The following is a 12,493-nucleotide window of genomic DNA, read 5'->3' as shown; positions in this document are numbered from 1 at the left end:
CTTCAACTGGACAGGATTTGCGTATAAACTCGCGGGTTTTACTATTCCGGAGGCGGAGAGGCGATGAGCCAGGCAGAGTTAAACGGTGAGTTATTCACATTAGAGCGGTTCCCACCTAACGCTGAAGAAGAAGCGCTTCAGGCGTGGGAAGCGGCGGATGAATATCTGCTGCAACAGGTGAATGACGTCGACGGCCTGACGCTCATCTTCAACGACGGCTTCGGCGCGCTCGCCTGCGCGCTGGCGGAGCGCAACCCCGTCAGCATCAACGATTCCTTTATTTCCGAGCTGGCGACCCGCCACAACCTGCGGATGAACGGCATTGATGAAGAGAGCGTGCGCTTTCAGGATAGCCTGAGCCCGCTGCCGGCCGCGCCGGCGCTGGTGCTGATTAAGGTGCCAAAGCAGCTGGCGCTGCTGGAACAGCAGCTGCGCGCCCTGCGCCAAGTGGTGACGCCGGAAACCCGTATTATCGCCGCGGCGAAAGCCCGCGATGTGCATAACTCGACGCTGGCGCTGTTTGAAAAAATTCTCGGTACCACCACCACCTCGCTGGCATGGAAAAAAGCGCGTCTGATCCACTGCGTTTTCACCGCCCCTGAGCTGGCCGATGCGCCGCAAACCTACAGCTGGAAGCTGGACGGCACGCCGTGGACCATCCACAACCATGCCAACGTTTTTGCCCGCAGCGGTCTGGATATCGGCGCGCGCTTCTTCCTGCAGCATTTACCGTCTAATTTAGAAGGCGAGATCGCCGATCTCGGCTGCGGCAACGGGGTGATTGGCCTGCAGGCGCTGGCGCAGAACCCGAACGCGCGGGTCATGTTCACCGATGAGTCGCACATGGCGGTGGCTTCCAGCCGGTTGAACGTCGAGCACAACCTGCCGGACGATATCGACCGCTGTGAATTTATGGTCAACAACTCGCTCTCCGGCATTGAGCCGGACCGCTTTACGGCGATCCTGTGCAATCCGCCGTTCCATCAGCAGCACGCCATTACCGACCATATTGCCTGGCAGATGTTTAACGACGCCCGCCGCAGCCTGAAATACGGCGGCGAGCTGTACGTCGTCGGCAACCGCCACCTCGATTACTTCCGTAAGCTGAAGCGCGCGTTTGGTAATTGCACGACGATTGCGACGAACAATAAGTTCGTCATTTTGAAAGCGACCAAGGTGCGTAAGCAGCGCTGATACTTGTCGCAGTTTACCCGGCTTGCGGCTGTCGCCTTAGCCGGGCTACCGGCTGACGCCTTCGCCGGGCTAGCGTGCGGGATTATCGTGGTAGCCCGGGGAAGGCGCATCGCGCCGCCCCCGGGACACGGCTAAATCGTCAGCGCCAGCTTCGTGCCCTGGGCAATCGCCCGGCGCGCATCCAGCTCCGCCGCCACGTCGCAGCCGCCGATCAAATGCACCGTTTTCCCTGCCGCGCGCAGCGGTTCCGCCAGCTCGCGGCGCGGCTCCTGACCGGCGCAGACAATCACATGATCCACCGCCAGCAGCTGGCGTTCACCGCCGATAGTCACATGTAACCCCTCATCATCGATCTTCTCATAGCTGACCCCCGGGATCATTTTCACGCCGCGCGCCAGCAGCGTCGCGCGATGGATCCAGCCGGTGGTTTTGCCGAGCCCTTCGCCCGGTTTGCTCGCTTTGCGCTGCAGCATCACAATCTGTCGCGGGCTTTGACTCAGCTGCGGGCCTTCAGGACGCAGCCCTCCCGCCGTTTGCAGGCTGGTATCGATACCCCATTCGCGGCAGAATTCGCCGATATCCTGGCTGGTGGCCACGCCCGACTGGCTTAGGTACATCGCGGTGTCGAAGCCGATGCCGCCGCAGCCGATGATCGCCACCTTCGCGCCAACCGGCGCTTTGTCGCGCAAGACATCCAGGTAGCTGAGCACCTTGGGATGATCGATCCCGGCGATCGCCGGCAGGCGCGGGGCGATACCGGTGGCGAGGATCGTCTCATCGAAAGCCAGCAGATCGTCTGCCGTAACGCGGGTGTTCAGGCGCAGATCGACGCCGTTAAGATCGAGCATGGTGCGGTAGTAACGCAGCGTCTCGTGGAACTCCTCTTTGCCAGGGATCTGTTTGGCGATATTAAACTGGCCGCCGATCTCCGGCAGCGCATCGAACAACGTGACCTGATGGCCACGGGCGGCGGCGTTAACGGCAAAGGCCAGACCGGCCGGCCCGGCGCCGACCACCGCCAGCCGTTTAGGCGCGTTGGCAGGCAGGACCGGCATCAGGGTTTCATGACAGGCGCGCGGGTTGACCAGACAGGAGGTGACTTTGCCGACGAAGATCCGATCGAGACACGCCTGGTTGCAGCCGATGCAGGTGTTGATCTGATCGGCACGATCGTTCTGCGCTTTTGACATAAATTCGGCGTCGGCGAGGAACGGGCGGGCCATCGATACCATATCGGCATCGCCGCGGGCGAGAATATCCTCCGCGACCTGCGGATCGTTGATGCGGTTGGTGGTGATCAGCGGGATCGACACCGCGCCTTTCAGCTTGCGGGTGACCCAGCTAAAGGCGCCGCGCGGTACCGGCGTGGCGATGGTTGGAATGCGCGCTTCGTGCCAGCCGATCCCGGTGTTGATGATGGTCGCTCCCGCCGCTTCAATCGCTTTGGCCAGTTCAGTGACTTCCGCCAGCGTGCTGCCGTCGTTGACCAGATCGAGCATCGATAGGCGGTAGATGATAATGAAATCGTGACCGGCGCGCTGGCGCACGGCCTTGACCACTTCAACGGCGAATCGCATACGGCGCGCGTAATCGCCGCCCCATTGATCGCTGCGCTGGTTAGTGCGCGCGGCGAGGAATTCGTTAATCAGATAGCCCTCAGAGCCCATCACCTCGACGCCGTCATAGCCCGCTTCCCGCGCGAGCTGGGCGCAGTGGGCAAAATCATCGATCAGCGTGAGGATCTCGTTGTGGCTCAGCTCATGAGGGGTGAACCGGTTAATCGGCGCCTGCAGAGGCGAGGGGGCGACCAGCGCGGGCTGGTAGCTGTAGCGCCCGGTGTGCAGGATCTGCAGAGCGATTTTGCCGCCTTCCTGATGTACCGCGTCGGTGATCTGGCGATGATGCGCCAGATGGCTGGCATCGTTGAGCACCGCGCCGCCGGCCATGGTCACCCCGGACGGGGCGGGAGCGATGCCGCCGGTGACGATCAGCGCCACGCCGTGACGCGCACGCTCGGCGTAAAAGGCCGCTAACCGCCGCGCGCCGTCGGGCAGTTCTTCCAGACCGGTATGCATGGAGCCCATCAACACGCGGTTTTTAAGGGTGGTGAAGCCCAGCTCAAGCGGGGCGAAAAGCGACGGATAGCGGCTCATAATGGCTTCCAATGTAAAATTATTGTTATGTGGTCGGATGAGTTACTAATTTAGCCGTCGTGGAGAAAAAGGGAAAAGGGGAGTGCGGTGATTGTGATGGGATTCAAAGAACGGCGAAGCGTTGCCCCTCACCCCGGCCCTCCCCCAAAGGGAGAGGGAGAAAGGCGGACCAGCACTGGTATTCAGGCTTGCGCCAGACGGTTCCTTCTCCCGCCGGGAGAGGGTTAGGGTGAGGGCGAAGACGGGCACCGATATCCAGGCCAGCGCCGGACGGTTCCCTCTCCCGCCGGGAGAGGGTTAGGGTGAGGGCGAAGACGGGCACCGATATTCAGGCCAGCGCCGGACGGTTCCTTCTCCCGCCGGGAGAGGGTTAGGGTGAGGGCGAAGACGGGCACCGATATCCAGGCCAGCGCCGGACGGTTCCTTCTCCCGCCGGGAGAGGGTTAGGGTGAGGGCGAAGACGGGCACCGATATCCAGGCCAGCGCCAAACGGTTCCCTCTCCCTCCGGGAGAGGGTTAGGGTGAGGGGGAAGACGCAACGCGCTGGCGGCGTTCCAGACCCGGCGCCTGCCACATCGATGTTGTCAGCCCGCTATCGACAAGACCAAGCTGATCGGCATACACCGACTGCCATTTACTCATCATCTCCTGATAAAGCTCGCGATGCTGCGGATTAGGGCTGAATTCGCGGTGCCAGCTCACTAACTTTTCTCCAGCGCTGGCCATATCGCCGTACAGCCCGGCGCCAGCGCCGGCGGCAATGGCGCAGCCGAGGGCAGTGGCTTCGCGGACCACCGGCACCCGCACCGGCAGGCCGGTGACGTCGCTGAGGATCTGGCTCCACAGCGCTCCCTTCGAACCGCCGCCGGCAAACACCAGGCTGTCGAAAGTCACCCCGGAAAACTGCGAAATCTGCGCCAGATTGCAGGCGGAGACAATCGCCGCGTTCTCCTCCAGGGCCCGGAACAGGGTGGCTTTATTGCACTTCTCCGGATCGATGGAGAGGTTAATAAACGATGGCGCAGCGTGGTACCACTGCTTAAAGTGCATGGCGTCGGAAAAAATAGGCATCACGCCGTGGGAACCGGCGGGTACGCGGCTGGCCATCTCCTCCAGCAGCGAATAGGCATCGACGCCGAGACGCTCGGCAATCAGCTTTTCTTCAGCGCAGAAGGCGTCGCGGAACCAGCGCATGGTCAGTCCGGTAAAGAAACTGATCGATTCCGCCTGCGCCATGCCGGGGATCACGTGAGGATTGACGCGGATATTCATCTGCGGGTCGGTGCGCACCTGCGGCAGATTGACCACCTGCTGCCAGAAAGTGCCGCCGAGTACCGCGCTTTGCCCGGCGCGTACCACCCCGAGCCCGAGGCAGCCGAGCTGCACGTCGCCGCCGCCCATCACCACCGGCGTCCCGACGCGCAGGCCGCTCTGCTGGGCTGCTGCTTCGGTGACGGCGCCCAGCAGCGTGCCGGTCTCTTTCACCGGCGAGAGCATATCGGCGCGTAGCCCGGCCATATCCAGCAGCGCCGGACGCCAGTCGCGGCTGAACAGATCGAGCATGCCGGTGGTGCCTGCGTTTGACGGGTCGACCGCCAGCTCGCCGGAAAGCTTCGCCGCCAGCCAGTCGCTGATCATGGTGATAGTCGCCGCCTTGCGGTAGATATCGGGACGATGGTGCGCCAGCCACAGCAGGCGTGGCATGGCGCTGAGCGCCAGCGTTTGCCCGGAGACCTCGTACACCTCGGATTCAAAACGATAGTCGTGGATCTCCTTAAGCTCCGCCACTTCGCGGCTGGCGCGGGCATCAACGTTGGCGCAGGCCCAGATGGCCTCGCCGTTGCGGTCATAGAGGACGATCCCTTCGCGCATCGAACAGCAGGCGACGGACTGAATATCGGCGGCAGAGAGCCGGGCGGCGTCGAGCGCCTGGCGAATGCACTGGCAGGCCAGCTGCCAGTTGGTGGTAAGGTCGAACTCCATCGAGCCGGGGACGTTATCGACGCTCAGGTGTTTCCATTCGGCCTGGCCCACCGCCAGCTGGCGGCCATTAAGATCGAAAATGACCGCCCGTATGCTGCCGGTCCCGGCATCTAACGCTAACAGGTAACTCATGACATGCGCCTCACTGTTGTCGCGCGGCGCCGGGCCGTCAGGAGGCCAGTGCGAGCACCGCGCGTGCTGTTGTCTCTTCCGTTACCAGGCCATTAATGCGCTTGCCAATCAGAGCGGCATGAATCGCCTGCGCTTTTTGTTCTCCCCCGGCGACGCCGACGATGGTCGGCAGCTGCGCCAGCTCATCAAGGGTCACGCCGAGCAGTTCCCGATGGATCTCCAGTCCTTCTACCGGCCGGCCGTCGGCCTGCAGGAAATAACCTAAAATGTCGCCGACCGCCCCTTTGCGGGCGTACATCAGCTGTTCGCCCTCGCTGATATAGCCGGAGCGCAGAATGGTCGCGTCGCGCCGCTGATCGATAGCGCCAATGCCAACCACCGCCGCGTCCGCCGCCGTCGCCGCCAGCATCACATCGCGCACGCTGGATTCGCGGCGCAGGATCTCAGCGACCTCCGCCGACGAGACCCGCAGCGGCGCCGGAATAATACTGACGCTGCAGGCGGCATCCAGTTGGCCGATGCCGGTCATATAGGGGCCGACGCCGCCGGAGAGAGTGACCAGTCGCACCTGCTGCGAGCCGATAAAGCCGCTGAGATGCTGCAGGCAGCTCATGGTGGCTTCGCCGAAGCCGACCGCCAGCAGCTGTCCCGGTTGCAGAATGCCCATCAGCGACTGCGCGGCACCGATCCCCAGCCGGGTATTCATCGGCGGGGTGTTGAGCGCCGGCAGCACACGGGCAATCTTGAGGCCAAAGCGCTGCTGGAGTTCACTTTCCAGCGCCAGACAGCCCTCATAGCGCGAGTTGATCTGCACGCGAATCACCCCGGACTGGCGGCCTTTCTCCAGCAGGCGGGAAATCTTCAGCCGCGGCAGCCCCAAACGCTCGCCGATGTCGTTTTGCGTCAGGCCGTCGTGGTAGTAACACCACGCCACCCGCGCCACCAGCTCTTCCTCGGCTAACGCCAGCCCGGCGTAGCGATGGTCTTCCGTAATGCGTTTTTCGCTCATAAATTGAACTCTTATAAAAATTTAGATCATATGTTCGCTATTGCGCGGCCGGAAAGTGTGAGCCGACTGGCAAAACGGATCTTTCATCTCTGGCCGCTTTTTTCCGGACGATCTAAAGCGCCAAACTGTGATCTTCGCACGGTTGTAAATATAGTTCACCGTCTACGCTTTTGAACATTATTAAATTTAAAAATCATTTGTTCAAACGAGGCGCGACGATGAAGCCACTGCTTGAAGCTCGCCAGATCCGCAAACAGTTCTCCGGCGTTGCCGTGCTGAAGGGCATCGACTTTACGCTATGCGCGGGCCAGGTGCATGCGCTGATGGGGGGCAACGGCGCGGGTAAATCGACGCTGATGAAGATCATCGCCGGCGTCGAAACCCCGGATAGCGGTGAACTGACGATCGGCGAACGCGCGTTTGCGCGCCTTAACCCGGCGTTGGCCCACCAGCTGGGCATCTATCTGGTGCCGCAGGAGCCAATGCTGTTTCCCAACCTCAGCGTGCGCGAGAACATTCTCTTTCGTCTGCCGAAGCGGGCGGATACCACCGCGCGGCTGCAGGAAAAACTGCAGCAGCTGAACTGCCAGATCAACCTCGATGCCAGCGCCAGCACGTTGGAAGTGGCCGATCAACAGATGGTCGAGATCCTGCGCGGCCTGATGCGCGAGGCGCGGATCCTGATCCTGGATGAACCCACCGCCTCTTTAACGCCGGGTGAAACCGAGAGACTGTTTAGCCAGATCCGCGCGTTACAGGCGCTGGACGTTGGGATCGTCTTTATCTCGCACAAACTGCCGGAAATCCGCCAGCTGGCCAGCCATGTGTCGGTGATGCGCGACGGGGCAGTGGTGCTCAGTGGCGAAACGGCGGGCTACGGCGACCAACAGCTTATCAGCGCCATGACGCCGGCCAGCCGCGACCATGCGCTGAGCGACACGCAAAAGCTGTGGCTGGCGCTACCGGGCAATCGCCGTACCCAGGCGCAGGATTTTCCCGTGCTGCGGGTGGAGGATCTAACTGGCGAAGGTTTTATCGATCTCAGTCTGGAGATCCGCGCCGGGGAGATCGTCGGCCTTGCCGGGCTGGTGGGATCCGGGCGCACCGAATTTGCCGAAACCTTATACGGCCTGCGTCCGCCGCGCGCCGGGAGGATCTGGCTGGAGAACCGCGAGATTAGTCAGGAGAGCACCCGCGCCAGGTTGGCCAGCGGGCTGGTCTATCTGCCGGAAGACCGCCAGGTCTCCGGGCTGTTTCTCGATGCGCCGGTGCGCTGGAACACGGTGATGTTCAATCAGCCGTCGTGGTGGCAGCAGGGGAAACGGGAGGCGGCGGTGGTCGAGCGCTATCACCGGGCGCTGGGGATCAAGCTGGCCGATGGCGACCAGCCGGTACGCACTCTCTCCGGCGGCAACCAGCAGAAGGTGCTGCTGGCGCGCTGTCTGGAAGCTAATCCGTTGCTGCTGATTGTCGATGAGCCGACGCGCGGCGTGGATGTCTCCGCCCGCGCCGATATCTATCAGCTGCTGAAAAGCGTCGCCGCGCAAAATGTGGCGGTGCTGATGATCTCTTCCGATGTGGAGGAGTTCGTCGGTCTGGCCGACCGGGTGCTGGTGATGCATCAGGGCCGCCACAGCGGCGAGCTGGCGCGGCAGGCGGTGACCGTCGATCGCATGATGACCCTGGCCTTCGGAGGGCAGGCATGAAAACGTTATTCAAGAATCGCGAACTGAGCGCCTTTTTTGCCATCGTGGCGCTGTTTGCCGTGCTGGTGGCGCTCAATCCGGCCTATTTCAGCCTGCAGACGCTGGCGATGATTTTCGCCAGCTCACAAATCCTGTGCCTGCTGGCGCTGGGGGCGACGCTGGTGATGCTGACCCGCAATATCGACGTGTCGGTGGGCTCCACCGTTGGCCTGAGCGCCATCGCCGTTGGGGTAGCGCTGAACAACGGCTACGGGCTGGCGACGGCGATCGCCTTCGCGCTGGCGATAGGCGCGCTGGCCGGGGCTTTTAACGGCCTGCTGGTGGTGGGGCTGCGCATTCCGGCGATCGTCGCGACGCTCGGCACGCTGGGGTTGTATCGCGGGGTGATGCTGCTGTGGACCGGAGGGAAATGGATCGAAGGCTTGCCCGACAGCCTGAAATCGCTCTCGGAGCCCGCGTTTATCGGCGTGTCGCCGCTGGGCTGGCTGGTGCTGGCGCTGCTGCTGGCGGGCGGCTGGCTGCTGTCGCGCACCGCCTCTGGACGTGATTTCTATGCCGTTGGCGATAACCTCGCCGCTGCCCGCCAGCTGGGCGTGGCGGTCAATCGCACACGGATGCTGGCTTTTACCCTCAACGGTATGCTGGCGGCCTGCGCCGGGATCGTCTTCGCCGCGCAGATTGGCTTTGTGCCCAATCAGACCGGCAGCGGCCTGGAGATGAAAGCCATCGCCGCCTGCGTGCTGGGCGGAATATCGCTGCTCGGCGGCACCGGTACGCTGCTCGGCGCGTTTCTCGGCGCCTTTTTCCTCACCCAAATCGACACCGTGCTGGTGCTGTTCCGCCTTCCTGCCTGGTGGAATGACTTTATCGCCGGCCTGGTGCTGCTCGGGGTGCTGGTGCTTGATGGACGCCTGCGCCAGGCGCTGGCCCGCCATCAGCGGGCGCTGAAGTACGGTCGTTTCCAGCCCGGCAACAAAGGGGGCAAACAGGTTGCCCGCTTTCCCGAACGCAAAAGCAAAGAGGTGGCTTAAATGAAGCTGAAGCTTAACTGGGAAAGCGCGCTGCTGGCGTTATTAGTCGTGGAAATCCTGCTGTTCGGCGAGCTGAATCCGCGCATGCTGGATCTCAATATGCTGCTCTTTAGCACCAGCGACTTTATCTGCATCGGCATCGTCGCGCTGCCGCTGACGCTGGTGATTATCAGCGGCGGGATCGATATTTCGCTGGGCTCGACCATCGGACTGTGCGCCATCGCCCTCGGGGTGATGACCCAGGCGGGCTGGCCGCTGTGGCTGGCGGTGTCGCTGACGTTGCTGCTGGGGCTGCTGTGCGGGCTAATCAACGCCGCGCTGATCCACTACACCGGCATCAGCCCGTTGGTGATCACCCTCGGGACGCTGTATCTGTACGGCGGCGGCGCGCTGCTGCTTTCCGGCATGGCCGGCGCCACCGGTTATGAGGGGATCGGCGGCTTTCCCGACAGCTTCACCGCCTTCGCCAATTTAACTCTGGGCGGGCTGCCGCTGCCGCTGGTGCTGTTCGCGGGTATCACCTTTCTCTTCTGGCTGCTGGCCCATCGCGGGCGCTTTGGCCGCCACCTCTTTTTACTCGGGCAAAACCCGCGCGCCGCGCGCTATGCGGCGCTGTCGGTGAACGGCATCCCGTATGTGCTGTATGGCCTGGTCGGTATTGCCTCGGCGGTCGCGGCGCTGGTGATGGTCTCCTATTTCGGCTCGGCGCGTTCGGATTTAGGCCGTGACCTGCTGATGCCGGCGCTGACCGCGGCGGTGCTCGGTGGGGCCAATATTTACGGCGGCTCGGGATCGATACTGGGTACCGCGCTGGCGGCATTGCTGGTGGGGTATCTGCAACAGGGTTTACAGATGGTCGGCATCCCCAACCAGGTGTCGAGCGCGCTGTCAGGGGCGCTGTTGGTTGTGGTGGTGATGGGGCGTTCGCTGAGCCTGCACCGTGAATGGGTGCGCGCGACCTGGCGGCGTCTTTTCTCGCGTAAAACAATCGGAGCACAACAATGAAAACAAAACGTATCCTGCAGGTCAGCGCGCTGGCGCTGGCGATGAGCGTGGCAACCGCGCAAGCGGCGGACCGCATCGCCTTTATTCCTAAGCTAGTCGGCGTCGGCTTCTTTACCAGCGGCGGCAACGGCGCGAAAGAGGCGGGGAAAGCGCTGGGCGTGGATGTCACCTATGACGGCCCAACCGAGCCCAGCGTCTCCGGCCAGGTGCAGCTTATCAACAACTTCGTCAACCAGGGCTACAACGCGATTATCGTCTCAGCCGTCTCACCGGACGGCCTGTGTCCGGCGCTGAAGCGGGCGATGCAGCGCGGGGTGAAAGTCCTGACCTGGGATTCCGATACCAAGCCGGAGTGCCGCAGCATCTATATCAATCAGGGCACGCCGCAGCAGCTCGGCGGCCTGCTGGTGGAGATGGCGGAAAAGCAGGTGACGAAGCCCGCTGCCAAAGTGGCGTTTTTCTACTCCAGCCCGACGGTGACCGACCAGAACCAGTGGGTGAAGGAAGCCAAAGCCAAAATCGAAAAAGAACATCCGCAGTGGCAAATCGTCACCACCCAGTTTGGCTATAACGATGCCACCAAATCGCTGCAAACTGCCGAGGGGATCTTAAAAGCGTATCCGGATCTCGACGCCATTATCGCGCCGGATGCCAATGCCCTGCCGGCGGCGGCGCAGGCGGCGGAGAACCTCAAGCGTCAGGGCGTGGCGATCGTCGGCTTTAGTACACCCAATGTGATGCGCCCCTACGTGGAGCGCGGCACGGTGAAAGCCTTTGGTCTGTGGGATGTGGTTCAGCAGGGCAAAATTGCGGTTAACGTCGCCGATCGATTACTGAAAAAGGGCGATCTTAACGTCGGGGATAGCGTTGAGGTGAAAGATATCGGCTCGCTGAAGGTCGAACCGAACAGCGTGCAGGGCTACCAGTATGAGGCGAAGGGCAACGGTATCGTGTTGCTGCCGGAGCGCGTGGTGTTCAGCAAAGAGAACATCAATAACTACGACTTCTGACGGAGGATGAGATGGCTGATTTAGATGATATCAAAGAGGGCAAGGACTTCGGCCTCGACCGCCCGCAGCAGAACACGCTGTACACCCTGAAAGGCTGCGGCTCGCTGGACTGGGGCATGCAGTCGCGGCTGGCGCGCATTTTTAATCCGCACAGCAACCGCACGGTCATGCTGGCCTTCGACCACGGTTACTTCCAGGGGCCAACCACTGGGCTGGAGCGTATCGACCTGTCGATTGCGCCGCTGTTCGAGGAGACCGACGTGCTGATGTGTACCCGCGGCGTATTGCGCAGTCAGGTACCGGCGGCGACCAATAAACCGGTGGTGCTGCGCGCCTCCGGCGGTAACTCGATTTTAAGCGAACTCTCCAACGAATGCGTGGCGGTGGCGATGGAGGACGCCCTGCGTCTCAACGTTTGCGCGGTGGCGGCGCAGGTCTATATCGGCAGCGAATACGAACATCAGTCGATCAATAACATCATCAAACTGGTGGACGCCGGCAACCGCTACGGTATGCCGGTCCTGGCGGTCACTGGCGTCGGCAAAGAGATGGCCCGCGACGCCCGCTACTTCTCGCTGGCCAGCCGGATTGCCGCCGAAATGGGGGCGCAGTTTGTGAAGACTTATTTTGTTGAGGACGGTTTTGAGAAAGTGACCGCCAGCTGCCCGGTACCGATCGTCATCGCCGGGGGCAAAAAGCTGCCGGAGCATGAGGCGCTGGAGATGTGCTGGCGGGCGATCGACCAGGGGGCGTCCGGGGTGGATATGGGACGCAATATCTTCCAGTCCAGCGCCCCACGGGCGATGCTGAAGGCGGTGAAAAAGGTGGTGCATGAGAATCTGAACGCGCGCGAAGCGTACCAGTTCTGGCAGGAAGAGAAACAGGGAGAGCGGAAATGAACGTGACGCTGGTGGAGATCAATATCAAACCGGAGCGGGTCGACGAGTTTCTCGAGGTATTTCGCGCCAACCACGAAGGCGCGCTGCGGGAGCCGGGCAACCTGCGCTTTGATGTCCTGCAGGATCCGGAAGTGAAGACCCGCTTTTTTATCTACGAAGCCTATAAAGACGATGAGGCGGTGCTGGCGCACAAGAAAACCCCGCACTATTTAGCCTGCGTCGAAAAGCTGGAGGAGATGATGTCGCAGCCGCGGCAGAAGCGCAGCTTTATCGGCCTGCTGCCGCAGGTGTGAGACGAGCCCTCACCCCGACCCTCTCCCGAGGGGAGAGGGAGAAAAGCGGCTTCGAACGGTTCCCTCTCCCTGTGGGAG

Annotated in this window: 10 protein-coding genes; 7 read left to right on the top strand and 3 right to left on the bottom strand. The window is 62.2% G+C overall.

Annotated features, from left to right (window positions below):
* The first annotated feature begins 63 nt into the window (after positions 1 to 63).
* Positions 64 to 1,194 (top strand): 23S rRNA (guanine(1835)-N(2))-methyltransferase RlmG, encoded by a 1,131-nt coding sequence (gene rlmG / locus GQR96_RS21595; RefSeq protein WP_048295620.1) that lies wholly within the window; start codon positions 64 to 66, stop codon positions 1,192 to 1,194.
* Between the two features lie 131 nt (positions 1,195 to 1,325).
* Here the strand turns inward: rlmG and GQR96_RS21590 are convergent, their stop codons facing one another.
* From GQR96_RS21590 to lsrR, 3 genes are all read right to left on the bottom strand, one after another.
* Positions 1,326 to 3,347, bottom strand: a complete 2,022-nt coding sequence (locus GQR96_RS21590; protein ID WP_065903896.1) for an NADPH-dependent 2,4-dienoyl-CoA reductase — start codon at positions 3,345 to 3,347, stop codon at positions 1,326 to 1,328.
* Between the two features lie 516 nt (positions 3,348 to 3,863).
* Entirely contained in the window at positions 3,864 to 5,462 is a 1,599-nt protein-coding gene (gene lsrK / locus GQR96_RS21585; protein WP_017900671.1) for an autoinducer-2 kinase, read from the bottom strand.
* A 37-nt stretch (positions 5,463 to 5,499) separates the two neighbouring features.
* A complete protein-coding gene (gene lsrR / locus GQR96_RS21580; protein WP_004206105.1) occupies positions 5,500 to 6,471 on the bottom strand; it encodes a transcriptional regulator LsrR in 972 nt (323 codons plus the stop codon).
* Positions 6,472 to 6,689: 218 nt separating this feature from the next.
* On the opposite strand from lsrR, the gene lsrA reads away from it, so the two are divergent.
* Genes lsrA through lsrG form a run of 6 tightly spaced genes read left to right on the top strand, consistent with a single transcriptional unit; the run spans position 6,690 to position 12,415 of the window.
* On the top strand, positions 6,690 to 8,177 hold the full coding sequence (lsrA, locus tag GQR96_RS21575) for an autoinducer 2 ABC transporter ATP-binding protein LsrA (RefSeq protein ID WP_017900672.1): 1,488 nt from the start codon (positions 6,690 to 6,692) through the stop codon (positions 8,175 to 8,177).
* Complete coding sequence (gene lsrC / locus GQR96_RS21570; RefSeq protein ID WP_062914468.1) at positions 8,174 to 9,208, top strand: autoinducer 2 ABC transporter permease LsrC; 1,035 nt, start codon at positions 8,174 to 8,176, stop codon at positions 9,206 to 9,208. The genes lsrA and lsrC overlap by 4 nt, the downstream gene beginning before the upstream one ends.
* Positions 9,209 to 10,213 carry an autoinducer 2 ABC transporter permease LsrD gene (gene lsrD, locus GQR96_RS21565; RefSeq protein ID WP_065903899.1) on the top strand — a complete coding sequence of 335 codons (1,005 nt, stop codon included), beginning with the start codon at positions 9,209 to 9,211 and terminating at the stop codon, positions 10,211 to 10,213.
* On the top strand, positions 10,210 to 11,223 hold the full coding sequence (gene lsrB / locus GQR96_RS21560) for an autoinducer 2 ABC transporter substrate-binding protein LsrB (RefSeq protein WP_004206101.1): 1,014 nt from the start codon (positions 10,210 to 10,212) through the stop codon (positions 11,221 to 11,223). The genes lsrD and lsrB overlap by 4 nt, the downstream gene beginning before the upstream one ends.
* A gap of 11 nt (positions 11,224 to 11,234) precedes the next feature.
* Positions 11,235 to 12,122: a 3-hydroxy-5-phosphonooxypentane-2,4-dione thiolase gene (gene lsrF, locus GQR96_RS21555; RefSeq protein WP_004206100.1), complete on the top strand. Its 888-nt coding sequence runs from the start codon at positions 11,235 to 11,237 to the stop codon at positions 12,120 to 12,122.
* Positions 12,119 to 12,415 (top strand): (4S)-4-hydroxy-5-phosphonooxypentane-2,3-dione isomerase, encoded by a 297-nt coding sequence (gene lsrG, locus GQR96_RS21550; RefSeq protein ID WP_004181386.1) that lies wholly within the window; start codon positions 12,119 to 12,121, stop codon positions 12,413 to 12,415. The genes lsrF and lsrG overlap by 4 nt, the downstream gene beginning before the upstream one ends.
* Positions 12,416 to 12,493: the final 78 nt, after the last annotated feature.

This window comes from Klebsiella sp. PCX (genome assembly GCF_021869705.1).
Taxonomy (GTDB): Bacteria; Pseudomonadota; Gammaproteobacteria; order Enterobacterales; family Enterobacteriaceae; genus Klebsiella; species Klebsiella quasipneumoniae.
The sequence above is the reverse complement of the archived record's forward strand: the minus strand, read 5'-3'. Positions and strand labels throughout refer to the sequence as shown.